Here is a 25,438-nt window from a genome sequence, read left to right on the forward strand (position 1 = left end):
AGATGTGTATAAGAGACAGCCGCCGCCCCCTCCCCCCGACACGAAAGCAGCGGATGTGAGCCAGGTCCTCCACACACCGCCCCCGGCATCCGTCCAGGCCGACCCGCTCGACCTGCCGGAGCTGGCCGCCCGCCACGGCCTGTCGGTCAGCGGAGCCCGTCCCTCCCTGCCCGAGTACGTCCGCCAGTTGTGGGCCCGCCGCCACTTCATCACCGCGTTCGCCACCGCCAAGCTCACCGCCCAGTACAGCCAGGCCAAGCTCGGCCAGGTGTGGCAGGTGATGACCCCGCTGCTCAACGCGGCGGTCTACTACTTCATCTTCGGTGTGCTGCTCGGCACCAAGCAGGGCGTCCCGGACTATGTCCCGTTCCTGGTCACCGGCGTGTTCGTGTGGACGTTCACGCAGAGTTCGATCATGGCGGGCACCCGCGCCATCTCCGGCAACCTCGGCCTGGTGCGCGCCCTGCACTTCCCGCGCGCGGCGCTGCCGATCTCGTTCTGCATCCAGCAGCTCCAGCAGCTGCTGTTCTCCATGGCGGCGCTCTTCGTCATCCTGCTCTGCTTCGGCGTGCCCGTCGCCCCCTCCTGGCTGCTGGTGCTGCCGGCGCTGCTGCTTCAGTCCCTGTTCAACGCCGGCGTGTCGATGATCATGGCCCGCTGGGGCGCCCAGACCCCCGACATCGCGCAGCTGATGCCGTTCGTGCTGCGGACCTGGATGTACGTCTCCGGTGTCATGTGGAGCATCGCCGCCACCCTCAAGGACACCGACCTGCCCGGCTGGGCGATGACCGCGCTGCAGTGCAACCCGGCCGCCGTCTACATCGACCTGATGCGTTTCGCGCTGATCGACAGCTTCAGCGCGAGCCAGCTGCCGCCGCACGTGTGGGCGGTCGCCACCGGCTGGGCCGTACTCTTCGGGATCGGTGGCTTCATCTACTTCTGGAAGGCTGAGGAGACCTACGGCCGTGGCTGAGCAGACCCTCGCAACGATCCCCGCACAGAGCGGCGCCCGGCACGACGCCCGCGTCCCGACCGTCGTCGTCGACGGCGTCGACATCGTCTACCGCGTCAACGGCACCGGCTCCGGCCGCGGCTCCGCCACCGCCGCCCTCAACCGCATCCTGCGCCGCAAGCAGACCGAGAAGGCCTCCGGCGTCCGCAAGGTGCACGCCGTGAAGAACGTCTCCTTCGTCGCCTACAAGGGCGAGGCCATCGGCCTCATCGGCACCAACGGCTCCGGCAAGTCCACCCTGCTGAAGGCCGTCGCCGGACTGCTCCCCGTGGAGAACGGCCGTATCTTCACCGACGGCCAGCCCTCCCTCCTCGGCGTCAACGCCGCCCTGATGAACGACCTCACCGGCGAACGCAACGTCCTCCTCGGCGGGCTCGCCATGGGCATGTCCCGCGCCGAGATCAAGGAGCGCTACCAGGACATCGTCGACTTCTCCGGCATCAACGAGAAGGGCGACTTCATCACCCTGCCCATGCGCACCTACTCCTCCGGCATGGCGGCCCGGCTGCGCTTCTCCATCGCCGCCGCCAAGAACCACGACGTGCTCCTCATCGACGAGGCACTCGCCACCGGCGACGCCAAGTTCCAGAAGCGCTCCGAGGAACGCATCCGCGAGCTGCGCAAAGAGGCCGGCACCGTCTTCCTCGTCAGCCACAGCAACAAGTCCATCCGAGACACCTGCGAGCGCGTGATCTGGCTGGAGCGCGGCGAGATGCGGCTGGACGGTCCGACCGACGAAGTGCTCCGGGAGTACGAGCGGTTCACGCGGCGCTGAGCCCGACGGCACCGCGGACGCCGTACAGAGGGCCCGCGGACCGTACGACGGCCGAGGCCACGCACACGACCGCCGCCTCGCGCGACGGCGAAGGGGGCGCCCCCGACCGGGAGCGCCCCCTCACTGCTGCCGTGCGTCACGCACGACCGCTGCCCGACGTCACGAGTGCGAGCGCAGCAGCGTCCGCATCGTCCGCATCGCCACCGACAGGTTGGCCAGGTCGAACTCGTCCGACCCGTGGATCTCGTCCAGGGTCGCCCGCGCGCGGGCCAGGATCGGCGCGTTCTTCTGCTCCCACACCTTGAACCGCTGCTCCGGCGTCGAGGAGCCGTTCCCGGCGGCCAGGATGTCGGCCGTCAGCGCCGCGTGCGCGGCGTACAGGTCCTCACGGATCGCGGCGCGGGCCATCGACTGCCAGCGGTCGGCCCGCGGCAGCTCGATGATGCGGTCCATCAGCTGGGTGATGCGCAGCCGGTCGGCGAGGTCGTAGTACACCTCGGCGACGTCCAGCGGCTCCCTGCCCATGCGGTCCGCCACCGACACGATGTCCAGCGCCGGGAACGCCGACGAGAACCCGGCGACCCGGGTCGCCAGCTCCTCCGGCACACCGGCCTCGGTCAGCTCGTCGTGGATCTGCTGCCACCACTCGGCGTCCGCGCCGCGCAGCAGCTTCGGCAGCTCCTGCCATACCTGCTCGACCCGCTCGGCGAAGAACTCCACCGTCTCCGCCAGCTCGAGCGGCTGCGGCCGGTTGTTCAGCAGCCAGCGCGTGCCGCGCTCGACGAGCCGGCGCGAGTGCAGCCGGATCCGGGTCTGGACATCGGCCTCGACCTTGTTGTCCAGCTCCTCCACCGCGTCCCACACCACGGCCGACCGGAAGATGGCGCGGGCCGCGGTCTGCGCCCGGACGATCTCCTCCAGCGACGCGCCGGTCTCCTCGCGCAGCCGGTGCAGATACGTCGTACCGCCCGTGTTCACCGTGTCGTTGACCAGCACCGTCGTGGTGATCTCACGGCGCAGCGGGTGCGTGTCGATGCGATCGCCGAACCGCTCGCGCAGCGCGGTCGGGAAGTAGCAGTGCAGCAGGCCCTTCAGATACGGGTCGTCCGGCAGGGAGGTGTGCAGCAGCTCCTCGGCGACCGTGATCTTCGTGTACGCCAGCAGGACGGCCGTCTCCGGCCCGGTCAGGCCGTGCCCGGCGCTGAGACGCTCGCGGATCTGCCGGTCCGTGGGCAGGAACTCCAGCGCCCGGTCCAGGTGGCCCTCGCGCACCAGGTGCTTCATGAAGCGCTGCTGCGCGTGCAGCATGTCCTTCGACTGGGCCAGCGCGTTCGCGATCGCCGTGTTCTGCGCGTAGTTGTTGCGCAGGACGAGACGGCCGACCTCGTCGGTCATCTCGGCGAGCAGCTTGTTGCGCTGCTTGACGGTCATGTCGCCGTCGGAGACGAGACCGTTCAGCAGGATCTTGATGTTCACCTCGTGGTCGGAGGTGTCCACGCCGGCGCTGTTGTCGATGGCATCGGTGTTGACCTTGCCGCCGGCCTGCGCGAACTCGATCCGGCCGAGCTGGGTGAGGCCCAGGTTGCCGCCCTCGCCGACGACCTTGACCCGCAGGTCCCGGCCGTCGACACGGATCGGGTCGTTGGCCTTGTCGCCGACGTCGGCGTGCGACTCGGTGGACGCCTTGACGTACGTACCGATGCCGCCGTTCCACAGCAGGTCCACCGGCGCCAGCAGGATGGCCTTCATCAGGTCGGCCGGGGTCATCTTGGACACCTTGCCCTCGATGCCCAGCGCCTCACGGATGTGGCTGTTGATCGGGATCGCCTTGGCGCTGCGCGGGAACACACCGCCGCCCGCGGAGATCAACTCCTGGTTGTAGTCCTCCCAGGAGCTGCGCGGCAGCTCGAACAGCCGGCGCCGCTCCGCGTAGGAGACGGCCGCGTCCGGGTTCGGGTCGATGAAGATGTGCCGGTGGTCGAAGGCCGCGACGAGCCGGATGTGCTCGCTGAGCAGCATGCCGTTGCCGAACACGTCACCGGACATGTCGCCGATGCCGACGACGGTGAAGTCCTCGCTCTGCGTGTCCACGCCCAGCTCGCGGAAGTGCCGCTTGACGGACTCCCAGGCGCCGCGGGCGGTGATGCCCATGCCCTTGTGGTCGTAGCCGGCGGAGCCGCCGGACGCGAACGCGTCACCGAGCCAGAAGTTGTACGACTGCGCGACCTCGTTGGCGATGTCGGAGAACGTCGCCGTGCCCTTGTCGGCCGCGACCACCAGGTAGGTGTCGTCCTCGTCGTGCCGGACGACGTCCTGCGGCGGGACGACCTCACCGGCGACCATGTTGTCGGTGATGTCCAGCAGCGCCGAGATGAACGTGCGGTAGCTGGCGATGCCCTCGGCCAGCCAGGCGTCCCGGTCCACGTTCGGGTCGGGCAGCTGCTTGGCGACGAAGCCGCCCTTGGCGCCGACCGGCACGATCACGGTGTTCTTCACCATCTGCGCCTTGACCAGGCCGAGGATCTCGGTGCGGAAGTCCTCCCGGCGGTCCGACCAGCGCAGACCACCGCGCGCGACCTTGCCGAAGCGCAGGTGCACACCCTCGACACGCGGCGAGTACACCCAGATCTCGTACGCCGGGCGCGGCGCCGGCAGATCGGGGATGGCCTGCGGGTCGAACTTCATGGAGACGTAGTCGTGCGGCTTGCCGCCGAGCGCCTCCTGGAAGAAGTTGGTCCGCAGGGTCGCCTTGATGACGGTGAGGAACGCCCGCAGGATGCGGTCCTCGTCCAGGCTCGCCACCTGGTCCAGCGCGGCGTCCAGCTCCTCCAGCAGCGCGTCGACGATCTCGTGCCCGGCGCGCTGCCGGTCCGGCGACATCCGCGCCTCGAACAGCGAGACCAGCAGGCGCGTGGTGTGCACGTTGTTGCGGAGGGTGTCTTCCATGTAGTCCTGCGAGAACGTCGACCCGGCCTGCCGCAGGTACTTGGCGTACGCGCGCAGCACCATGGCCTGCCGCCAGGTCAGCCCCGCGCTCAGCACCAGCGCGTTGAAGCCGTCGTTCTCCGCCTTGCCGGTCCACGTCGCGGCGAACGCGTCCTGGAACCGCTCACGGGCGTCGTCGCCGAGGTACCCGTCGGCGGCGCCGTTCGGGACGTGCGGCATGCGCAGGCCGAAGTCGTAGATCCAGGCGATGCTGCGGTCCGCGCAGCGCAGCTCGTACGGCCGCTCGTCCATCACCTCGACGCCGAGCTTGGCCAGCACCGGCAGCACCCGGGACAGGGAGATGGACTCGCCCCGCCGGTAGATCTTGAAGCGGCGCTCGTCGGGGGCGGCCCCCACCGGCTCGTACAGGCTCAGCGCGAAGTCCGGTCCGCTCTCGCCGTCGCCCAGGCCCTCCAGGCGGGCCAGGTCGGCGACCGCGGAACGCGGGGTGTGGTCGGCCTTGTAGCCCTCCGGGAAGGCGCTGCCGTAGCGGCGCAGCAGCTCGGCGGCGCGTTCCTCGCCGAACTCGGCGCCCAGCGCCTCCGCGAACCCGTCTGCCCAGGAGCGGGCGGCCTCCACCAGGCGCGCCTCGATGCGCTCCTTGTCGCTGTCGCTGAGCTGCTGTAGTTCGGTGCCCGGCGGCACACGCACGACGAAGTGCAGGCGCGACAGGATCGACTCGGTGTTCCAGGCGGTGAAGTCGACGCTGATACCGCCCAGTTCCTCCTTGAGGATGTCGATGATCCGCAGGCGGACGCTGGTGGTGTAGCGGTCGCGCGGCAGGTACACCAGCGCAGAGTAGTAGCGCCCGTACTCGTCCTGCCGCAGGTAGAGCCGCAGTCGCCGCCGCTCCTGGAGATACAGCACGGACGTGGCGATGGCCCGCAGTTCGTCGACGGGCGTCTGGAACAGCTCGTCACGCGGGTAGGTCTCCAGGATCTGCAACAGGTCACGCCCGTCGTGGCTGTTCGGCGAGAACCCGGCGCCCTTCAGCACCGCGTCGACCTTGCGCCGGATGACCGGCACGCGCAGCACGGACTCGGTGTAGGCGGCGGACGAGAACAGTCCGAGGAAGCGCCGCTCCCCGACGACGTTGCCGTCGGCGTCGAACTTCTTCACGCCCACGTAGTCGAGGTACGACGGCCGGTGCACGGTGGCGCGGCTGTTGGCCTTGGTGAGGACGAGCAGCTTGTGCTCGCGCGCCTTGGCGCGGGCGTCGGCGGGCAGCCGCTCGAAGGACGGGCTGACGGGGTGCTGGTCGTCCCCGGAGTGGTGCGGGTCGGCGCGCAGGATGCCCAGCCCGGTGCCGGGGACGGCCGCCAGCGTGTCGTCGTCCCGCAGCTGGTACTCGCGGTAGCCGAGGAACGTGAAGTGGTCGGCGGCGAGCCAGCGCAGCAGCTCCCGCGCCTCCTCGACCTCCGGGGCGGGCAGGTCGCCGGGGGTGGGCTCGTCGGGCAGGCCCTCGGCGATCCGGGTCGCCGCGTCCCGCATCTTCTCCCAGTCCTCGACGGCCTCGCGCACGTCGGACAGGACACGCAGCAGGTCGGCGGTGATCTGCTTGAGGTCGGCGCGGTCCGTCTCCCGGTCGATCTCGACATGGATCCAGGACTCGATGTGCGCGTCGTGCGGCAGCTGCGCCCCGGTGTGCGTGGTCGGCAGCACCTCGATGAGCTTGCCGGTCACATCACGCCGTACGACGACCTGCGGGTGGATCACGACATGGATGCCGCGGCCCTGGCGGGTCAGCTCGTTGGTGACGGAGTCGACGAGGAACGGCATGTCGTCGGTGACGACCTCGACGACGGAGTGGCTGCACGTCCAGCCGTTCTCCTCGACGGTCGGCGTGTGCACGCGCACGTTGGCGGTGCCCTGCGGCCGGTTCTCGGCGAGCCGGTAGTGCGAGTAGGCGGCCCCGAAGATGTCGACCGGGTCGCGGTCGGTGAGGTCCTCGGGAGCGGTGTGCAGGTAGTAGCGCTGGAGGAACGCGAGCACGGACTCACGGTCCGAGGTGCCCTTGGTGTCCGGGGTGTCCGGAGAGGCCTCGCCCGTCGTCCCGGTCGGAAGTTGCCCCCCTACCGGGCTGTTCTCAGCGACCCGGGCCGCCCTCTCGAGCAGCTCGGCCTTGGCTTCGTCCAGCTTGGTCTGCATTGTCCTCTGGCTCCTGTCGCGCGCCGTTGCGTGACGTTGAAGGAAATACGGTCTCGTCCCCTCCGACGTAACGCCGAGACGCGGGGTGTCCGGTCTGCTTCGACGCTATGCCGCGAGGTGAGATGAGCGGGGGGAAGTCGGCCATTTTCAACATGCCCGTAGCACGGGAGGCCGCGATGATCACCTGTCCGGGCGCCTGGTCCGGCCTCGATGCCGGAGCCTGCCCGAACGTCCGGGCTCTGTCGGAACCCTGTCCCCACCCGCGGAGATCAGCGACCGCCGCCCGGTCCCGGATGTGTTCCGAGGTGCCCGGGCGCAGGGCAGGGGCCACGTCGCCCCCGCGAGATATCGCGCTGATCACGCCACAAGGCTATCGCTCCCGACCGGTCCGCCGTCATGAGCCGTATGTGTACAAAACAAGGCCCCGAACTTTGACGTTCTGCACAGGCCGGGACCGGGTCCGGGGCCGGACGGACGTCTGGGAACGCTCCCGCCGGTGAACTGGACGGCGTCTCCCGCACCGGGCACCCTGAGAAGCACCGCAGGTACACGCACCCCGGAGGGGAGCCCGACATGCCTGCGAAAGTCCTCATCGTGACCGGCGACGCCGCTGAGTCGCTCGAAGTCCTCTACCCCTACCAGCGCCTCCTCGAAGAGGGCTACGACGTCGACATCGCGGCCCCCACCCGCAAGACCCTCCGCTTCGTCGTCCATGACTTCGAAGACGGCTTCGACACCTACACCGAGAAACCCGGCTACACCTGGCCCGCCGACCTGGCCTTCGCCGACGTCGACCCGGGCGAGTACGTGGCCGTGGTCATCCCTGGGGGCCGCGCCCCCGAGTACCTCCGCAACGACCCCGAACTCCGCAAGATCCTCAAGTCGTTCTTCGACGCGGACAAGCCCGTCGCGCAGATCTGCCATGGCCCCCTGCTCACCGCGGCGGTCGACAGCCTCCGCGGCCGGCGCGTGACGGCGTACCCCGCGCTGGAGCTGGACATGCAGTCCGCGGGCGCCACCTTCCAGGACTCCGAGGCGGTCGTGGACGGCACGCTGGTCTCGTCGCGCGCCTGGCCGGACCACCCGACCTGGATGCGCGAGTTCCTGAAGATCCTTCGCGCCAAGGCGCCGGCGAGCTGAGCCACCCCGGAGGCCGGACGGTGACGGCACGGGGGCCGGTCGGGCGCAGCGCTGCCGGACGGCCCCGCCGTACGGACCGCGCTACACCGCCACGCTGCCCCACCGCTCGGCCACCGCCACCGCCTCGGCCAGGGTGTCCACGACGGGCACGCCCACCGACTCCAGGCTGGCCCTGCTGTGCGACCCGCCGGTGTACAGCACGGCCTGTGCGCCCGCGTGCCGCGCGGCGACCGCGTCGTCGGCGGCGTCCCCGATCACCACCGTCCGCGCGGGCTCCACGCCGTGGCTCGCGAGCGCCTCCAGGTGCCGGACCATGTGCTCCGCCTTGCTGCCCCCGGACGGGCCGGTCCGCCCCTGCACGCGTATGAAGTGCTCCTCGATGCCGAACCCGCGCACGAGCGGCACCAGCTCCTCGTGCCCGTACATGCTCAGCAGGGACTGGCTGCGGCCCGCCGACCGCCACTCGGCGAGCAGCGCGCTCGCGCCTTCGGTGAGCGTGCACCGTACGCGGTGCTCGGTGTAGTACCGGTGGAAGGTGTCGTCCATGACCTGCCACTCGGCGTCGGTGGGCATCCGCCCGAGCAGCCGCTCGTAGAACTTCGGCACCGGCACGCAGTACAGCGCCCGATAGCGCTCCAGCGTGATCGGTTCCAGGCCGAGGTCGGCGAACGCCGCGTTCGTCGCCCCGATGATCGCGTCGACGTCGTGGAACAGCGTCCCGTTCCAGTCCCAGACGATGTGCGATGCTCCGTGCTTCCCCATGCCCACAACGTACCCGCCACCACTGACAATCCGAGATCAAGGCCCTGGGCAAGGGCGCTGGGGGCGTCTCACGCCACCAGGTTGGGGATCTCCTGCGTCGCGAACCACAGCAGCTCGTGGTCCTCGGCCCCGTCCACCACGAACTGCGCGTCGTCGTCCCCGCCGTCCGCCGCTTCCAGCGCCTCGGCCGCCGCGGCGACGTCCTTCTCCGCGTCCGGAGCGTCCACATGGACGGCCGCGGCCTTCGCCAGCGGTACGGCACCGGCCACGCGCACCTCGCCGAGCGCCGACTCGTCCAGCGTGCGGCCGGGGTCGGTGCTCGCCGCCGTGTCGGGCACGTCGACGGCGACGACGACCCGCCGCCGGGCCGCCCCGGCGTCCGCCGCGAGCAGCCGCAGGGAGGCCAGCGCCGCGCGGCTGAGTGCGGCGTACTCCAGCTCCTCGATGTCGTCGGAGAGGTACCACTCGCGCAGGGCGGGCGTGACCGCGTAGGCGACGACGGCGCCGTCCGGCCCGGCCGCCAGCTCACCCGTCTTGTACGCCTCTGCGAGACCGGAAAGGGTCAGGGGGACGTAAACGCGCATGGCCGGCCGCTTTCGTGTCGGAGGACTCCGCTGGTCCCGGAACAGCGCGGACGCGTCACCGGAACGCCTTCAGGATACGTGCGAGGGGTCCCCTTTCGTGTCCCTGCCCGGCGCCCTCCGGGCGTCCACCCGAGGCCCTCGGCGTCACCCGGTGCAGCCCCGTGCTCACGCGGCCGACGCCGGCCCCGTCACCCGGATAAGTGAACTTCTCCGGGCCCTCCCGGCACCCCCGCCGTCACTTGCCGCCGCGCATCACAGCCCGTACAAGATCCCTGACGTGAAGTTACCGCCCGGTACCGGATCTGCCGCCCGGCCGGGCACGAACGAAACGGGGATCTTCATGAACAAGGTCATGACCAGGACGCGGACGCGCCCCGGCACCCGCCCGCCGGCCCGCCGCGACCAGCGCCGTCCCGGCGGCGCACCGCCCCGCGTCCCCGGCGGTGGTCCCGCCCGCCCCGGTGCGGCGGGTGACGGCCGCCCGCCGGGCTCGCCGGGCTCCAGGGCATCCCGCAGCCGCACGACACCGGCCGACACCCGCCCCACGACCCGCGCGGCGGCCTCCCTCGCCGCCGTGCCCGCCGCGGCGGCCCGGGTGCCGCGGCCCACGGACGTCTTCGCCGACCGGCTGCTCGCGGTGCTGAGCGGGCAGCGTCCGGTCCACTCGATGCTCCGCTACACCGCGGGCCCCGCCTACGACGAGCTGGCCCGGCTCGCCGAACGCGGCCCGCTGCGCACGACCCGCGGCGTCCGCCCGGTCGTCCGCGACCTCGGCTACTACGTCGTCCACCCGGACGCCGTCGAGGTGTTCGCCCGTATCGGCGCCGGCGACCGGCTGCGCGCCATGGCGTTCCGCCTGGAACGCGGCCAGGACCTGCGCTGGCGCTGCACGGCCGTGGAACTGGGCGGCCCCCGCCCCGGCATGCGCTGACGCCCCCTGAGGGCACTGAGGGGGCCGACAGCCCCTGTGCGGGCCCGGCGGGCCGACCCGGCCCGACCGGGGTCACCCGGGCCCGCACAACCCGCCAGAGGGCACGGGGCCACCCGCTGCCCCGCCAGAGGGCACGGGGGCCACGCCGCCTCATGCCCCCGCCGGACCGCCGGACCGCCGTACACGAAAGGGCCGGACGCCGCCACCGGCGTCCGGCCCTCTCCGGGAACCGCTCCCCTTCAGGAGCAGCCCCGTGTCACTTCTTGCGGCGCCGCCCCGCACGCGCCTGCTTACGGCGCTCGGCGCGGGTCAGGCCGTCGGCCTCGGAGCGGACGGGCTCGCCGTCGGCGGCGAAGTCGCCCTCGATGACACCGCCCTCGCCGTCCACGGTCGGAGCGGTGAAGTGGAGGTTGCGCGGCTGGGGCGCGTCGAGCCCCTTGGCGCGGATCTCCGGGCGGGCGCCCGCCTGCGCCGGCACCGCGTCCTGCACACCGTCGGCGGCCGGCACGGCGTCCTCCACCGGGACCTCCTCGACCTGCTGCTCGACCTGGACCTCCAGGTTGAACAGATAGCCGACGGACTCCTCCTTGATGCCGTCCATCATGGCGCTGAACATGTCGAAGCCCTCACGCTGGTACTCGACCAGCGGGTCCTTCTGCGCCATGGCGCGCAGGCCGATGCCCTCCTGGAGGTAGTCCATCTCGTAGAGGTGCTCACGCCACTTGCGGTCCAGGACGGACAGCACGACCCGGCGCTCCAGCTCACGCATGATCTCGGAGCCGAGCTGCGCCTCACGCGCCTCGTACTGCTCGTGGATGTCGTCCTTGATGGACTCCGCGATGAACTCGGCGGTCAGCCCGGCGCGGTCGCCGGCCGCCTCCTCCAGCTCCTCGACGGTCACCCGGCACGGGTAGAGCTGCTTGAAGGCGCCCCACAGCCGGTCGAGGTCCCAGTCCTCGGCGAAGCCCTCGGCGGTCTCCGCGGCGATGTACGCGTCGATCGTGTCGTCCATGAAGTGCTGGATCTGCTCCCGCAGGTCCTCGCCCTCCAGGACGCGGCGCCGCTCGCCGTAGATGACCTCGCGCTGCCGGTTGAGCACCTCGTCGTACTTCAGGACGTTCTTACGCGTCTCGAAGTTCTGCGTCTCGACCTGCGCCTGCGCCGACGCGATCGCGCGCGTGACCATCTTGTTCTCGATCGGCACGTCGTCGGGGACGTTCGCCATCGACATCACGCGCTCGACCATCTGCGCCTTGAACAGACGCATCAGGTCGTCGCCGAGGGACAGGTAGAACCGGGACTCGCCGGGGTCGCCCTGACGGCCGGAACGACCGCGCAGCTGGTTGTCGATACGGCGCGACTCGTGCCGCTCGGTGCCCAGCACATACAGGCCGCCGAGCGCCTCGACCTCTTCCTTCTCGGCCTTGACCGCCGCCTCGGCGCGCTCCAGTGCCTCCGGCAGGGCCGCCGCCCACTCCTCGATGTGCTCGTCGGGGTCGAGGCCGCGCTGGCGCAGCTCCGCCTCGGCGAGGTCCTCGGGGTTGCCGCCGAGCTTGATGTCCGTACCACGGCCCGCCATGTTGGTGGCCACGGTCACGGCGCCCTTGCGGCCGGCCTGCGCGACGATCTGCGCCTCGCGCTCGTGGTGCTTGGCGTTGAGCACCTCGTGCTGGATGCCGCGCTTGCTGAGCTGCTGCGACAAGTACTCCGACTTCTCCACGGAGGTCGTGCCGACGAGGATCGGCTGGCCCTTCTCGTGCTTCTCGGCGATGTCGTCGACGACCGCCTCGAACTTGGCGACCTCGGTGCGGTAGATGAGGTCCGACTGGTCCTTGCGGATCATCGGCCGGTTGGTCGGGATGGGCACCACGCCGAGCTTGTAGATCTGGTGGAACTCGGCGGCCTCGGTCATCGCCGTACCGGTCATGCCGGACAGCTTGTTGTAGAGGCGGAAGAAGTTCTGGAGGGTGATCGTGGCGAGCGTCTGGTTCTCGTCCTTGATCGGCACGCCTTCCTTGGCCTCGATGGCCTGGTGCATGCCCTCGTTGTAGCGGCGGCCGGCGAGGATACGGCCGGTGTGCTCGTCGACGATCATGACTTCGTCGTCGATGACGACGTAGTCCTTGTCGCGCTTGAACAGTTCCTTCGCCTTGATGGCGTTGTTCAGGTAGCCGACGAGCGGGGTGTTCACCGACTCGTACAGGTTGTCGATGCCCAGCCAGTCCTCGACCTTGCTGACGCCGGACTCGTGGATGGCGACCGTGCGCTTCTTCTCGTCGACGTCGTAGTCGCCCGTCTCCTCGATGCCCTTGAGCGGGTTGCCGGGCTCGCCGCGCTTGAGGCGCTTGACCAGCTTGGCGAAGTCGCCGTACCACTTCGTGGCCTGGTCGGCCGGGCCGGAGATGATCAGCGGGGTGCGGGCCTCGTCGATGAGGATGGAGTCGACCTCGTCGACGATGGCGAAGTTGTGCCCGCGCTGGACCAGTTCGTCCTTCGACCACGCCATGTTGTCGCGCAGGTAGTCGAAGCCGAACTCGTTGTTGGTGCCGTAGGTGATGTCGCACGCGTACTGCTCGCGACGCTGCGCCGGCGTCATGTTGGCGAGGATGCAGCCGACGGACAGGCCGAGGAAGCGGTGGACGCGGCCCATCATCTCGGAGTCGCGCTCGGCCAGGTAGTCGTTGACGGTGACGATGTGGACGCCGTCGCCCGACAGGGCGTTCAGATACGCGGGGAGCGTGCCGACGAGAGTCTTGCCCTCACCGGTCTTCATCTCGGCCACGTACCCCAGGTGCAGGGCGGCACCGCCCATCAGCTGGACGTCGTAGTGCCGCTGGCCGAGGACACGCTTGGCCGCCTCGCGCACGGTCGCGAAGGCCTCGGGGAGCAGATCGTCGAGGCTCTCCCCGTCCGCGTACCGCTGCTTGTACTCATCGGTGAGGGCCCGCAGCTCGGCGTCGGAGAGGTCGACGAAGTCCTCTTCGATGGAGTTGACCTGGTCCGCGATGCGGTGCAGCTTGCGCAGGATCTTGCCTTCGCCTGCACGCATGATCTTCGAGAGGACGGACACGGGGGTTGGTCTCCTTGCCGGTCGGGCCTGGGACGGTCGGTTTCGATTTGACTCACTGAGCAACGGCCATCGTATGCGAGGACCACACCGCGCCGGGAGGCCTGCTGCGAGGAGGCCTGGCCGCCGCCGGATCGATCGCCTTCACGATCGCCTTTCACAGGGACAACGTCCGGGGCACGCGGATGGTGCCGGACCGCGCCCGCGAATTACGCGAATCGTGATCGCGCCCTCACGGACGGCGAGAGGCGTGGCGCGTCCCGGCAGCCCGCGAGGAGAATCGGCCGATGGAACCCGTCACGCTCACCACCGGCCGTCTCGTCCTGCGCGCGGTGGGACCGCAGGACACCGACGCGGTGTACGCCGCCGCCCAGGACCCCGACATCCAGCGCTGGACGACGATCCCCTCGCCGTATCTGCACGAACACGCGCGTGGCTTCACCGAGCAGATCGTGCCCGACGGGTGGGCCGACGGCTCGACGTACACCTTCGGTGTCTTCCTCGCCGTCGGCGGGGAACTGGCGGGAATGGTGGCGCTGATGATGCGCGCCCTGGGCATGGCGGAGATCGGTTTCTGGGGCACCAAGGAGCACCGCGGGCACGGCTATCTCACCGAGGCGACGGTGGCTGTGTGCCGCTGGGGGTTCACCGATCTCGGAGTCGACCGGGTGGAGTGGCGTGCCGAGGTCGGCAACCACGCCTCGCGGGCCGTGGCGCTGCGCGCCGGTTTCACCCTGGAGGGCACGTTGCGCTCCGCCGTGAACAACAAAGGGGTGCGCCGGGACTGCTGGGTGGCCTCGCTGCTCCCCTCCGACCTGGGCCTTCCCTCGACGGCCCCCTACCTCCCGGCGCCCGGCACACCGCCGGGGCAGCCCTGACCGGCGGCCCACCGCTCGCGGGCCGGTGACGGCCAGGGCCTGTCCGGGCGGCCCGGTCGCCCGCGTGAATGCGCAGGCCGTACCGGACTGTCAGTGCCACCGCCTACCGTGCCCTCATGACGACCCCGCGCCCGACGACAGAACTCTCGGCCGACGAAGCCCGCCGTATCGCCCTGCGCGCCCAGGGTTTCCTCGGCGCGTCCGCGACCGCACGCCGCGCCGGGGTGCGCGGTGTCCTCCGCCACCTCGGGGCGGTCCAGCTCGACACGATCTCCGTCCTGGCCCGCTCGCACGAGCTGGTGCCGTACGCCCGCCTCGGCGCCGTGGGCCGGAAGACCGTCGAGGACGCCTACTGGAAGGACACCCACGCCTTCGAGTACTGGTCGCACGCGGCCTGCATCCTGCCCATCGAGGAGTGGCCGCACTTCGCGTTCCGCCGCCGCGCCTACCGCGACCGCCCCCACTGGAACCACGAACTGCCGGACGGGGTGTACGAGCAGGTCATCAAGCAGCTGCGCACGGAGGGCCCGCTGACCGCCACCGAGCTGGGCGGCGCCAAGCGCACGAGCGAGTGGTGGGACTGGTCCGGCACCAAGGTGGCCGTCGAGCGCGCCCTGATGTACGGCGAGGTGGTGTGCGTGGAGCGCCGCGGCTGGAAGCGGGTGTACGACCTGGCGGAGCGGGCGGTGCCGCCGGAGCTGCTGCATGACGATCTGGACGACGCGGAGTGCCTGCGCCGCCTGGTGCGTCTGGCCGGGCAGGCGCTCGGGGTCGGCACGCGTGCCGACATCGCCGACTACCACCGGCTCAAGGGGGAGCAGGTCGACGCGGTGATCGCCGAGTCGGGGCTGGTGCCGGTGACGGTGGCGGGGTGGGGCAAGCCGGCCTGGGCGGATCCGGCGGCCCTGGAGACCGTGCCGCGCGGCCGGCACCGTACGACGCTGCTGTCCCCGTTCGACTCGCTGATCTGGGAGCGGGCGCGCACGGAGCGGATCTTCGGTTTCACGCACCGTCTGGAGGCGTACGTCCCGAAGCCCAAGCGGGTGTACGGCTATTTCGCGATGCCGGTGCTGGCGGGCGGGCGTCTGGTGGGCCGGGTGGATCCGGCGCGTGAGGGGCGCACGCTGGTCGCCCGTCAGGTGACGCTGGACGGGCCGAAGGCGGTGGACGCGGTGGTGCAGGCCCTGCTGGAGGCGGCGAGCTGGGTCGACTGCACGAACGTCCGCGTCGAACGCGTGGACGACCCCACATTGCGCGAACCGCTGGCCGCCGCCCTGTCCCGCGCGCTGGGCTGACCCGTCGGCAGGGCGCAGGCCGCCGTGGTGCGCGCTGTGGGAGCGCGGTCGGGGCGCGTCCTGCGGGCGGGCGCGGACGCCGTCAGCGGATCTCCAGGATCTTCTCCCGCATCGCGTAGACCACGGCTTCCATCCGGGAGTGCAGCTGGAGCTTCTCCAGGATGTTGCGGACGTGGTTCTTGACGGTGTTCTCGGAGATGAACAGTTCCTTGGCGATGTCCCGGTTGTTCATGCCGGTGGCGACGAGTTTGAGGACCTCCAGCTCCCGGTCGGTCAACCGGGGTGCGGGCACGAGCCGGCGTTCGTCGGTGCGCTGGATCATCGACTTGAACTCGGTGAGCAGTTTCGACGCCATCGAGGGGCTGATCTGCGACTGGCCGTCGGCGACGGCGCGGATGGCGGTGGCCACCTCGTCGGTGGAGATCTCCTTGAGGAGATAGCCGGTGGCGCCCGCCTTGATCGCGTCGTAGAGGTCGGCCTCCTCGTCGCTGATCGTCAGCATGATGATCTTGGCGCTGGGGGCGACCTCCTTGATGGAGGTGCAGGCCTCGATGCCGCCCCGCTTGGGCATGCGCACGTCCATCAGCACGATGTCGGGCAGCAGGTCGGCGGCCTTGTCCACGGCCTCGGCCCCGTCGCCCGCCTCACCGACGACCTGGATGTCCTCCTCGGCGGCGAGCACGATCTCCAGGCCACGGCGGAACAGTGCGTGGTCGTCCACGACCAGGACTCTGATCGGCTCCTTGCGTGCAGAGCCCGCCTCCGCGTCCCTGCCGTCGACGCCGTTGTCGGCGTCCTCGTCCCGCATCGGGCCGAAGCTGTCCGCCATCGTTCCTCCCCCTGAGGCTGTGGCCTGTGGTTCTGAGCCATCGCCAACCCAAGGCGCCGGCCCACCGGTTGAGCCGTTGCCGCCATGATTCCATGCCCGGACGACAACGAGGTGACAGCACGGTGGGCGTAGGGTCGCACACCGATGCCCCTGGGGGCGCACACGCGCTCCAGGGGCACCGGCCCAGCTGCCGTCCGGGGTGTCAGCCGCCCAGTGTTCCGCCCGCCTCGGGGGTGTTGGACCGGGTGACCATCGTGTCCGTCCTCAGGTGGATCACGCCGTAGTCGTAGGCGTGGCGCCGGTAGACGACGCTGGGCTCCTTGGTCTCGGAGTCGACGAACAGATAGAAGTCGTGGCCGACCAGCTCCATCTCGTAGAGGGCCTGGTCGAGCGTCATCGGGGAGGCGACGTGGGTCTTCTCGCGGACGACGAGGGGTCCCTCGCCCTGCACCTCCAGCGAGCCGATCTTCTTGGTGGGCACGCTGTCGGTGTCTTCTGCCGGGACGGGGTGGCCGTTCCCGTTGAGTGTCGCCACTCCCGGAACGTGATCGGCAACCTCGGCTGCCGTGAGCCGGCGGGCTCCGCGGCGCGTGTAACGCTTGTCGTGCTGCTTGCGCAGCCGGGCATCCAGCTTCTCCGCCGCCAGATCGAGTGCCGCGTACGGGTCGCTGGCCGCTGCCTCCGCCCGGATCACCGGACCGCGGGAGCGAAGCGTGATCTCCACTCGGTCGCAGCGGTCGGCCTGTCGCGGGTTGGGCTCCTTGGACACCTCGACATCGAGGCTGATCACCTTGGCATCGAGCTTCTGGATCTTGTCCAGCTTCAGCTTCTCGGCCACGTGCTTGCGGAACCGCTCGGGCACCTCGGTCTTGCGGCCCTTGACGACGATGTCCACGCAGAACTCCGTTCCCGGATCACTCCGCCTCAGTCGCGGAGCATCTCCCTTTTGCACCAGGCCCCGGTGAGTGCCGGAACCTCGGACTCGGTGACGTCCACCTCCTCCTCCCCCATGGGCAAGATCTACACCCCCAGCGCTGCGGATGATTACCGCGAAACCGCAGCACGGCATTCGGATATGAGGGGCATGGCCTGCGGCTTTCCCTCACAACCGAACATATCTCGCCCGGCCGGATGTCGTCACCCTCTACCGCGGCGTACCTCCGTTCAGGTGAATTGACCTTCTCATTAGCTGCAACGACGCAACTTTCCTGTCAGTTCCTGTTTATTGCGAAAGCCTCGGGAGAAGCGGCGACGACCGCCGCGCACAGCCGTCCACCGGCTACGGGCCCCTCGGTGGCTCCCCTCGGGACGGGCACCCGTGTCACGCTCCTTTCCGTCGCCGGGCCGCCGCGGTTCCGTGTCGTCCGCGCGGGCCGGCGTCGTCCTCTTCCTTCCCGAGTGGCCCGCCCGTACACAGCCGACACACCCGCGGCGTCCGTTTTTCCGGACGCGGGCACATCGGCGGTACCACCGGCGTCCACGGCTTCCCTCACGGCACGGGCCGCCTCCGCCAGCGAGGCGCCCGTCGTCATCAGGTCGTCGACCAGCACCACCGTGGCCCCGGCCAGCAGCCGGCCGCCGCCGGGCACCACCGACAGGGCGCCCGCCAGGTTCCGCTGCCGCTGCCGGGAGTCCAGCCCCGACTGGTCGGCCACCGGACGGCACTGCCGCAGCACCGCCGCCACCCGCGCCGGTGTCCCGCCGCGCCGCAGGTCACCGGCGGCGGCGAGCGCCATCCGGCGCACCGGGTCGTGCCCGCGTGCCCGCACCGCGCCGCGCGCGGACGGCACGGGCACGAGCAGCGCGGGGCGGGGCGCGGCAGAGCCCAGCCCTGCCCGCACCGCCCGGGCCAGTGCCGTGCCCAGGGGTGCCGCGAGGGCCAGGGCGCCGCGCTCCTTGTGGGCCAGCAGCACCGCGCGCACCTCGTCGGCGTACCGGGCCGCCGCGTGCACCGTCGGCAGCCCGGGCGGTTCCGGTTCCGGTCGCACCCGGCTCGGTGCGGCCCCTGTCAGGGCGGCACGGCACTCGGGACAGAGCACCGTGCGAGGCTTTCCGCAGCCTCCGCACTCGGCCGGCAGCACCAGGTCGGTGAGGTCCTGCCACCAAGCCCGCATGCGGTCCACTGTGCCGACCTCGGCCGGGTCCGACCAGCCCTGTGGAAAACGTCCTGTGGAAAACTCGGCGTTTTCTCACCGCCCTCTCGCCCGTACGAGTGAGCAACCAGGACGCACGCCGGAAAGAGCCGTGAAAACAGATGCCCGCCTCCGCCCCGAGAAGGGGGGCGGAGGCGAGCCCGGAAAGCGAGAGGCCCCGGCGATCACCCGGCGGCGGAACACCGCTCCCGCACAGGAGAAGCATCCCGTCGGCCGGAAGGGAACGGACAGAACCGGAAGCGAACGGAAGAGAAGAGGAGACTCACCCCGGATAAACCGGCGCTGATCCTTCCTTGACGACCTTTTCCCACTGTCCGCCGGACGGCAGCCGCACGATGCCGTCCACGGAGTGCGCGACCAGCGGCACCCGGTCGTCCTCGGCGGCGGCGATCTCCTTCACACCGGTCAGCGCGGCGGGCGCCGGCCCCTCCGGCGTGGAGCCGTCGACCTGGACGTACCGCATCTGTTGCACGCCGCCCTGCTCGCGCGCGACGACCACGAGACGGCTGTCGCCCGCCCACGAGACGGCCGTGATCTCCTCCAGCTCCGGTCCCGCCGAGCGCAGTTCGAGGACGGACACCTCGGGCTGCCCGCCGTCCTTGGTGTCCGTGCGTTCGATACGCCCGATGACCAGCGACTGCTTGCCGCCCTGCTCGACGACGAGCGCGATCCGCACGCCGTCGGCGGCCACCCGTACGTCCCGGATGGTCCCGTCGAGTCCGGGCACCGCCACCCGCAGCGGCTTCCCGGAACCATCGGGCAGCACGAACAGCCCTCCGCCCGAGGGGTTGCGGTCGGCCACCCACAGGTCGCCGCGCGCATCCCAGCTCGGAGTCGTCAGCCGCTCCTGCCGTGTCTTGCCCTTGCTGGTGACGAGGCTGCCGTCGAGCGAGCTGGCCGACACCAGGGACGCCACGTACAGCGAGCCGCCGTCGGCGGCGACACCGGCCGCCTCGTGCTCGTCCCGGGAGACCGCCACCGCGCCCAGCTGCACCGCGCCCTCGCCGAGCGGCCCCGGCACCGGGTCGGGCTTGACTCCGCTCGTGCCGCTGGCCAGCCGGACCAGCCTGCCGCCGCCGTCGAGGAAGTACAGGTACTCGGGGTGCTTCTGCGATCCGCGCACCGCGATCGCGTCGGCGCGGTCCTCGCTGAGCGAGCACAGGTGCCGGTTGCCCGACGTCAGCTCGACCTCGTCCACGGCCGGTGTCAGCCGCTGCAACGTGAACAGCAGTTGGGCGGCCATCTCCTCGCACTTGCCCCGCCCGACCCGGGCCGCGTTCGCGTTGAGCGGCACGGTCAGCTTGTTCTGGTCGTCCGGGGTGAGCGTGGTGGTGCCGTTCGCCAGCGCCGTACCCGTCGGGAAACTCGACCGCACGACCGGGCGCAGCCACTTCGTCGGACCGGCCAGCACCGACCGCACGACCTGCGTCATCGGGTTCACGCGCTCACGCACGAACACCGGGTCGGCCACCGCGACCGGCATCCCGGACTCCTGGCCACCGTTGGAGGCGAAGTAGTACTTGTCGACGGCGACATAGTTGCGCTGGAAGTCCGACTGGCCCATCACGACACCGGGCGGCGGACTGTCGATGCGCCACTGCCCCGTCTTGCGGTCCCTCTTGAGATGCACCGGCTGCCGGTAGCTGCCAGGGGACGGCGTGTACGACTGCTCGTCGAGCGTGGCGACGCGGGTCCCGGTCAGCGTGAACGAGTAGTCGTCACCGTCCTCCCGGTCCGCCTCACGGTCCGCTTCGGTGCCCGGCCCGTCCGCGAGGACGGTCGTGGACCGTTCGGGTCTCCAGTTCGCCGACGCCTGCTTCGTCAGATACTGCCTGGCCGTCGCATACGTGGGATCGTCGCTGGTCAGCGCCTCGAGGAAGCCCTGCACGATCTCCGAGGGCAGTGCACCCTCCCGGGGCGGCATGGCGAACACCCGCACCTGTGAGTCCTGCCGGGGCGTCGACTCCACCCCGCGCAGATCACCGCTGTCGGGCATCGACGCACACCCCGCCAGCAGTACGGCCCCACAAACGGCGTACGCCGTCGCACGCACCGGCGCACGCCCGGCGCGCCCCTTGCGGTCACCGCCCACGGAACGCCTCCCCTCGCTGATCGGGCCGCTCGGACCCGGCAGTGTCCGCGGCACGGCCCTCACCGCCCGCTCCGGGAGCCCCCTCGGCCCCCTCGTACCGCCCGGACGGCACCGTACGGTCGGCACGGTCCTCCCCACCGGACTGCTCCGGCGCCGCGGCACCGGCCTCGCCCGCTGCCGGACCGCCCGGCCCACCCGGCCGTGCGCCCCCTGCGCCCCCTGCGCCTCCTGTGTTCCGGCGCGGGGCCGCGTCCTGCCGCAGGGTCCCGTTGCCCGACCGCGCCACCACGCGCGCGCCGTTGCCGGGCAGCGCCGTCGGATCGGCGGTCGGTGCTGCGGCCGGCCGGGCCGGTATCGCCGAACGCGGCACAAGGGGCGAGCCCTGCTCCCCGCGCGGCTGAGCGGGCACGGTGGCGCTCTTCTCGCCGCGCGGCAGTCCCGCGTCGTCGAGCCCACGGTTGCGCCGCGAGTCTTTCGGCTCCAGCGGTATCGGCGAGCCCCGCAGCGGCTCGTCGGCGGTCCTGGGCAGCGTCAGCCGGAACTGCGAACCGCCGCCCGGCTCGCCCCACGCCTGCAACCAGCCGCCGTGCAGCCGCGCGTCCTCCAGCGCGATGGACAGCCCCAGTCCGGTGCCGCCCGTCGTACGCGCGCGTGCAGGGTCGGCCCGCCAGAAGCGGCTGAAGACGCGGGTCGCCTCACCGGGCTTCAGACCGACGCCGTAGTCGCGCACCGCGACGGCGACGGCGCCGCCCGCCGCGGCGAGCTTGACGACGACGTCCTTGCCCTCGCCGTGCTCGACGGCGTTGACAACCAGGTTGCGCAGGATGCGCTCGACGCGCCGGGCGTCGGCCTCGGCGACGACGGGCTGATGGTCGCCGACGACACGTATCCGCGTGTTCTTGCGTTCCGCGAGCGGCTCGGCACCGGTCACCACCCGCCGCACGACGTCCCTGAGGTCGATCGGCTCCGCCTCCAACGCGGCGGCTCCCGCGTCGAAACGGCTGATCTCCAGCAGGTCCGCGAGCAGCGACTCGAACCGGTCCAACTGATCGGCGAGCAGCTCCGCGGACCGCGCGGTCACCGGGTCGAAGTCCTCGCGCGCCTCGTGGATGACGTCCGCCGCCATCCGCACGGTCGTCAGCGGCGTACGCAGCTCGTGCGACACGTCCGACACGAACCGCCGCTGCATCCGCGACAGGTCCTCCAGCTGGTTGATCTTCAGCTGGAGGTTCTGCGCCATCTTGTTGAACGCCTCGCCCAGCCGCGCGATGTCGTCCTCACCGGTGACCTTCATCCGCTCCTGCAACCGCCCGGCCGACAGCCGCTCGGCGATCCCGGCGGCCATCCGCACAGGCGTCACGACCTGCCGCACCACCAGCCACGCGATCGCCCCGAGCAGGACGACGACGAACAGCCCCGCGGTGGCGAGCGTCGTCTTGACCAGGCTGAGGGACTTCTCCTCCTGCGTGAGCGGGAAGAGGTAGTACAGCTGGTACGCGTTGCCGTTGGGGTCGTTGACCTTCTTGCCGATGACCAGCCCCGGCTGGGACTCCTTGCCGTCGTAGTAGACGATCCGCGTGTAGCTCTGGGCGGCCGCCGTGCTGGAGTCGACCCGCTCACGCAGTGCCTCGGGCACGCTCGCGGAGGGGTCGACGAAACCTGAGGCGCGCGGGCCACGACCGCCCGCGCTGTCACCGCCGGCGGGCAGCGTCACCACGTCGAACGCGCCCTGACCGCCGCTGGACAGCGACGACACCAGATTGCTCATCCACGCGATGACGTTGGGCGCCGGCCGCCCGGCGGAGGTGTCGTCGCCGTTGCCGGCCGCGGCCTCGTCGGCCATCTGCTTGGCCACCGCGAACCCGCCCGTGGCCTGGCTCTGCGAGGCCTTCACCTTCGCCTCCAGCAGGCCGTTGCGGACCTGTCCGATCACCACGAAGCCCAGCAGCAGAACCACGCCCAGCGACATGAGCAGCGTCGTGGCGACGACCTTCAGCTGGATGTTGCGCCGCCACAGCCGTATCACCGGCAGCAGCGGACGGCGCACCCACCGCATGAACAGGCGGATGACCGGACTGCCCTGAACTCCGCCCTGCAGCAGCCCGTCCTCCAGGAGGCTCCCCCAGCGCGAACCCGCAGCCTTCCGGCCGACAGGCCGTCCGGCCCCGGACCGGCCGGGCGCCGAAGCGGCACTGTCCCCGGACATGTCAGCTCGGCCCGGCCTTGTAACCGACACCACGGACGGTCACCACGATCTCCGGCCGCTCCGGGTCCTTCTCGACCTTGGAGCGCAGCCGCTGAACATGCACATTGACCAGCCGCGTGTCCGCCGCGTGCCGGTAGCCCCACACCTGCTCCAGCAGCACCTCACGGGTGAACACCTGCCAGGGCTTGCGGGCCAGCGCGACCAGCAGATCGAACTCCAGCGGCGTCAGCGCGATCGACTGCCCGTCCCGCTTCACGGAGTGTCCCGCCACGTCGATGACGAGGTCACCGATGGCCAGCTGCTCCGGCGCCGGCTCCTCGGACCTGCGCAGCCGCGCCCTGATCCGCGCCACAAGCTCCTTCGGCTTGAACGGCTTGACGATGTAGTCGTCGGCACCCGACTCCAGGCCCACGACGACATCGACGGTGTCGCTCTTGGCGGTGAGCATCACGATCGGCACTCCGGACTCGGCCCGGATCAGCCGGCACACCTCGATACCGTCCCGGCCGGGCAGCATCAGGTCCAGCAGCACCAGATCGGGCTTGGTCTCACGGAACGCAGCCAGCGCCTTGTCGCCGTCGGCCACGAAAGACGGCTCGAAACCTTCACCACGCAGCACGATGCCGAGCATCTCGGCCAGTGCGGTGTCGTCGTCGACGACAAGGACTCGTCCCTTCATAAACGACATCATCCCATTCTCGTAACAGTGTCTGGCGACGTGGTGAGGCAGCTCACGGGCCTGTGACGATAGTCGTACCGAGCCGTCACTGTCTGCCCTCGCCCCCCGGCACCCCTGCCGTGACCCACCGTGCACGGGGGACGACGCCGACGAGGCGGCCCCGCCTTGCGATGATCTCAGCCGTCCGGAGACCCCCACGCAACCGGTCCCGACGGCCCCATGCAAATCCGCAGCCGAAGCGCAGCCGCTGCCGCGCCGCGCACGGCACGGCAGGACCGCCGCCGACCGCCCCGCCCCGTGGCGTCCCGCGCAAGAGCCCCGCACCCTCCGCCCGGCCGCACCACCGCACGACCGGGCGAACACCCACACGAAAACCCCGGTTCGCGCTAGCCCAGCCTCTCCCCCACCGGCCGACCGCACAGCTCGGCGAGGGACTTTGCCGTCACCGGCGACGCCACACCGGCCTCGGTGACGATCGCCGTCACCAGCTCCGGCGGTGTCACGTCGAAGGCCGGGTTGTACGCCTGCGCCCCGAGCGGCGCCACCGGGATCCCCCCGCCGGCGCCCGCCACCGGAGCCTGCGGAGCGCTGATCTCCGTCACCTCGTACCCCGGCCGCTGCTCGACCTCGATCGACGCCCCGTCGGGGGTGCCCAGGTCCACCGTCGTCACCGGCGCCACCACGATGAACGGCACATGGTGGTAGCGCGCCAGCACCGCCAGCGGATAACTGCCGACCTTGTTCGCCACCGACCCGTCGGCCGCGATCCGGTCCGCGCCGATCAGCACCGCGTCCACCTCACCGGCAGCGAACAGCGACCCGGCCGCGTTGTCCGTGAGCAGCGAGTACGCCATGCCGTGCCGCGCGGCCTCCCACGCCGTCAGCCGGGCACCCTGCAGCAGCGGACGTGTCTCGTCCACCCACAGCCGCCGCAACTGCCCCGCACGGTGCGCCGCCAGCGCCACCGCGAGCGCCGTGCCCTCACCGCCCGACACCAGCGCGCCGGTGTTGCAGTGCGTCAGGATCCGGTGCCCGCCGCCCGGCAGCAACTCCTCCAGCAGCCGCAGCCCGTGCTCCGCCATCCGCGCACTGGCCTCGGCGTCTTCCCGGTGCAGTGTCCGCGCCGCGGCGAGCGCCGCCTGAGCGGCCTGCTCGGGGGACTCGCCACGGGCCAGCGACGCCTGGTGCGCCTCCTGCGCCCGCCGCACCCCGACGGACAGGTTCACCGCGGTGGGCCGGGCACCGGCCAGCGCCAGCGCGGCCTCGTCCACGTCGAACCCGCGCGCGGCGGCGAGCGCCACCCCGTACGCGCCCGCGATGCCCAGCAGCGGCGCCCCGCGCACGGCGAGCGAACGGATCGCCTCCACCAGCGCGGACGCGTCCGTGCAGACCAGCTCCACCTCCTCGGACGGCAGCCTCGTCTGATCGAGCAGGACCACGACAGGCCCTTCCGGTGGCTCGTCCCATCGAATCGCGGGGATCCCGGCGGGCTGCTTGTCCTCGCCGGATTGCGCGTACTGATCGGCCATGCCGTCAGTCTGCCCTTTGTCCGGCGGACAATTGAAGGTGCGCAGCCCCGACCTCGGCCGTCACCACGACAACCACCCCATGGCACGATGGCTGCCAACCTGCCGCCGCGATCGCGGACGGGCACCGTGAAGGAGCGACGATGAACGACACTCCGGGCTGGGCGTCGCCCGGATCCGCCCCCTCCGACGGGCCGCAGCCCGGCGGCCACCCGCCTGCCGACGAGACGCAGCCCGCGGACCAGCAGCACCAGAACCCGCACGGCTCGGCCGCCAAGTGGTCCCCGGTTCAGCCGCCGCCCGGGCAGTGGTCCGCGCCCACGGGTGCCGGACAGCCCGGCCCGACCCCGCCGCCGCCCGGCGGCCCGGGCTGGGG

The 25,438-nt window shown here is 71.0% G+C and carries 17 protein-coding genes and 1 pseudogene; 7 read left to right on the plus strand and 11 right to left on the minus strand.

Annotation, left to right across the window (positions count from 1 at the left end; all coding sequences use genetic code 11):
• Nucleotides 1-55: 55 nt before the first annotated feature.
• Complete coding sequence (locus MTQ10_RS09495; RefSeq protein WP_247464571.1) at nucleotides 56-973, plus strand: ABC transporter permease; 918 nt, start codon at nucleotides 56-58, stop codon at nucleotides 971-973.
• Complete coding sequence (locus tag MTQ10_RS09500) at nucleotides 966-1,787, plus strand: ABC transporter ATP-binding protein (protein WP_247464574.1); 822 nt, start codon at nucleotides 966-968, stop codon at nucleotides 1,785-1,787. The genes MTQ10_RS09495 and MTQ10_RS09500 overlap by 8 nt, the downstream gene beginning before the upstream one ends.
• A 159-nt stretch (nucleotides 1,788-1,946) precedes the next feature.
• Here the strand turns inward: MTQ10_RS09500 and MTQ10_RS09505 are convergent, their stop codons facing one another.
• On the minus strand, nucleotides 1,947-6,920 hold the full coding sequence (locus tag MTQ10_RS09505) for an NAD-glutamate dehydrogenase (protein ID WP_247464577.1): 4,974 nt from the start codon (nucleotides 6,918-6,920) through the stop codon (nucleotides 1,947-1,949).
• 573 nt (nucleotides 6,921-7,493) lie between these two features.
• On the opposite strand from MTQ10_RS09505, the gene MTQ10_RS09510 reads away from it, so the two are divergent.
• On the plus strand, nucleotides 7,494-8,060 hold the full coding sequence (locus MTQ10_RS09510; protein WP_247464580.1) for a DJ-1/PfpI family protein: 567 nt from the start codon (nucleotides 7,494-7,496) through the stop codon (nucleotides 8,058-8,060).
• An 81-nt stretch (nucleotides 8,061-8,141) separates the two neighbouring features.
• Here the strand turns inward: MTQ10_RS09510 and MTQ10_RS09515 are convergent, their stop codons facing one another.
• A complete protein-coding gene (locus MTQ10_RS09515) occupies nucleotides 8,142-8,822 on the minus strand; it encodes an HAD family hydrolase (protein WP_247464583.1) in 681 nt (226 codons plus the stop codon).
• A gap of 68 nt (nucleotides 8,823-8,890) precedes the next feature.
• Nucleotides 8,891-9,406: a DUF6912 family protein gene (locus MTQ10_RS09520; RefSeq protein WP_247464586.1), complete on the minus strand. Its 516-nt coding sequence runs from the start codon at nucleotides 9,404-9,406 to the stop codon at nucleotides 8,891-8,893.
• 340 nt (nucleotides 9,407-9,746) lie between these two features.
• Between MTQ10_RS09520 and MTQ10_RS09525 the strand changes: the two genes are divergently transcribed.
• Nucleotides 9,747-10,337 (plus strand): Rv3235 family protein, encoded by a 591-nt coding sequence (locus tag MTQ10_RS09525; protein ID WP_247464589.1) that lies wholly within the window; start codon nucleotides 9,747-9,749, stop codon nucleotides 10,335-10,337.
• Nucleotides 10,338-10,593: 256 nt separating this feature from the next.
• On the opposite strand, the gene secA is transcribed toward MTQ10_RS09525, so the two are convergent.
• Nucleotides 10,594-13,407, minus strand: a complete 2,814-nt coding sequence (gene secA / locus MTQ10_RS09530; protein WP_247464592.1) for a preprotein translocase subunit SecA — start codon at nucleotides 13,405-13,407, stop codon at nucleotides 10,594-10,596.
• 284 nt (nucleotides 13,408-13,691) lie between these two features.
• Between secA and MTQ10_RS09535 the strand changes: the two genes are divergently transcribed.
• Together MTQ10_RS09535 and MTQ10_RS09540 are read left to right on the plus strand one after the other, a co-directional pair.
• A complete protein-coding gene (locus tag MTQ10_RS09535) occupies nucleotides 13,692-14,282 on the plus strand; it encodes a GNAT family N-acetyltransferase (RefSeq protein ID WP_247464597.1) in 591 nt (196 codons plus the stop codon).
• 116 nt (nucleotides 14,283-14,398) lie between these two features.
• Complete coding sequence (locus tag MTQ10_RS09540) at nucleotides 14,399-15,577, plus strand: winged helix-turn-helix domain-containing protein (protein WP_247464600.1); 1,179 nt, start codon at nucleotides 14,399-14,401, stop codon at nucleotides 15,575-15,577.
• Nucleotides 15,578-15,659: 82 nt separating this feature from the next.
• Here MTQ10_RS09540 and MTQ10_RS09545 read toward each other — a convergent pair whose 3' ends face one another.
• The 7 genes from MTQ10_RS09545 to mtnA all read right to left on the minus strand — a co-directional run bounded on the left by MTQ10_RS09545 (nucleotide 15,660) and on the right by mtnA (nucleotide 25,065).
• A complete protein-coding gene (locus tag MTQ10_RS09545; protein WP_247464603.1) occupies nucleotides 15,660-16,406 on the minus strand; it encodes a response regulator in 747 nt (248 codons plus the stop codon).
• Nucleotides 16,407-16,608: 202 nt separating this feature from the next.
• Nucleotides 16,609-17,301 (minus strand): ribosome hibernation-promoting factor, HPF/YfiA family, encoded by a 693-nt coding sequence (gene hpf / locus MTQ10_RS09550; protein WP_247464606.1) that lies wholly within the window; start codon nucleotides 17,299-17,301, stop codon nucleotides 16,609-16,611.
• 316 nt (nucleotides 17,302-17,617) lie between these two features.
• Entirely contained in the window at nucleotides 17,618-18,520 is a 903-nt protein-coding gene (locus MTQ10_RS09555) for a ComF family protein (RefSeq protein WP_247464610.1), read from the minus strand.
• Nucleotides 18,521-18,821: 301 nt separating this feature from the next.
• The gene (locus tag MTQ10_RS09560) at nucleotides 18,822-20,651 is read right to left on the minus strand and encodes an LpqB family beta-propeller domain-containing protein (protein ID WP_247464612.1); all 1,830 of its coding nucleotides are present in this window, start codon (nucleotides 20,649-20,651) and stop codon (nucleotides 18,822-18,824) included.
• On the minus strand, nucleotides 20,641-22,857 hold the full coding sequence (gene mtrB, locus MTQ10_RS09565) for an MtrAB system histidine kinase MtrB (RefSeq protein WP_247464615.1): 2,217 nt from the start codon (nucleotides 22,855-22,857) through the stop codon (nucleotides 20,641-20,643). The genes MTQ10_RS09560 and mtrB overlap by 11 nt, the downstream gene beginning before the upstream one ends.
• A gap of 1 nt (nucleotide 22,858) precedes the next feature.
• On the minus strand, nucleotides 22,859-23,548 hold the full coding sequence (mtrA, locus tag MTQ10_RS09570) for a two-component system response regulator MtrA (protein ID WP_015659998.1): 690 nt from the start codon (nucleotides 23,546-23,548) through the stop codon (nucleotides 22,859-22,861).
• Between the two features lie 374 nt (nucleotides 23,549-23,922).
• Nucleotides 23,923-25,065, minus strand: coding sequence for an S-methyl-5-thioribose-1-phosphate isomerase (mtnA, locus tag MTQ10_RS09575; protein WP_247464620.1), 1,143 nt, complete (start codon nucleotides 25,063-25,065; stop codon nucleotides 23,923-23,925).
• Between the two features lie 140 nt (nucleotides 25,066-25,205).
• Here mtnA and MTQ10_RS09580 point away from each other — a divergent pair.
• A pseudogene (locus MTQ10_RS09580) lies at nucleotides 25,206-25,438 on the plus strand (hypothetical protein); the annotation flags it as partial.

The sequence above is a fragment of the Streptomyces sp. XM83C genome, from assembly GCF_023072675.1.
Lineage (GTDB): Bacteria > Actinomycetota > Actinomycetes > Streptomycetales > Streptomycetaceae > Streptomyces > Streptomyces thermocoprophilus.

Excerpts from the sequence above, each read along its gene's own strand:
- MTQ10_RS09505 (WP_247464577.1), bottom strand. The coding sequence starts at position 6,920 with ATGCAGACCAAGCTGGACGAAGCCAAGGCCGAGCTGCTCGAGAGGGCG.
- MTQ10_RS09510 (WP_247464580.1), top strand. The coding sequence starts at position 7,494 with ATGCCTGCGAAAGTCCTCATCGTGACCGGCGACGCCGCTGAGTCGCTC.
- MTQ10_RS09515 (WP_247464583.1), bottom strand. The coding sequence starts at position 8,822 with ATGGGGAAGCACGGAGCATCGCACATCGTCTGGGACTGGAACGGGACG.
- MTQ10_RS09520 (WP_247464586.1), bottom strand. The coding sequence starts at position 9,406 with ATGCGCGTTTACGTCCCCCTGACCCTTTCCGGTCTCGCAGAGGCGTAC.
- MTQ10_RS09525 (WP_247464589.1), top strand. The coding sequence starts at position 9,747 with ATGAACAAGGTCATGACCAGGACGCGGACGCGCCCCGGCACCCGCCCG.
- MTQ10_RS09535 (WP_247464597.1), top strand. The coding sequence starts at position 13,692 with ATGGAACCCGTCACGCTCACCACCGGCCGTCTCGTCCTGCGCGCGGTG.
- MTQ10_RS09540 (WP_247464600.1), top strand. The coding sequence starts at position 14,399 with ATGACGACCCCGCGCCCGACGACAGAACTCTCGGCCGACGAAGCCCGC.
- MTQ10_RS09545 (WP_247464603.1), bottom strand. The coding sequence starts at position 16,406 with ATGGCGGACAGCTTCGGCCCGATGCGGGACGAGGACGCCGACAACGGC.
- MTQ10_RS09555 (WP_247464610.1), bottom strand. The coding sequence starts at position 18,520 with ATGCGGGCTTGGTGGCAGGACCTCACCGACCTGGTGCTGCCGGCCGAG.
- mtrB (WP_247464615.1), bottom strand. The coding sequence starts at position 22,857 with ATGTCCGGGGACAGTGCCGCTTCGGCGCCCGGCCGGTCCGGGGCCGGA.
- mtrA (WP_015659998.1), bottom strand. The coding sequence starts at position 23,548 with ATGATGTCGTTTATGAAGGGACGAGTCCTTGTCGTCGACGACGACACC.
- mtnA (WP_247464620.1), bottom strand. The coding sequence starts at position 25,065 with ATGGCCGATCAGTACGCGCAATCCGGCGAGGACAAGCAGCCCGCCGGG.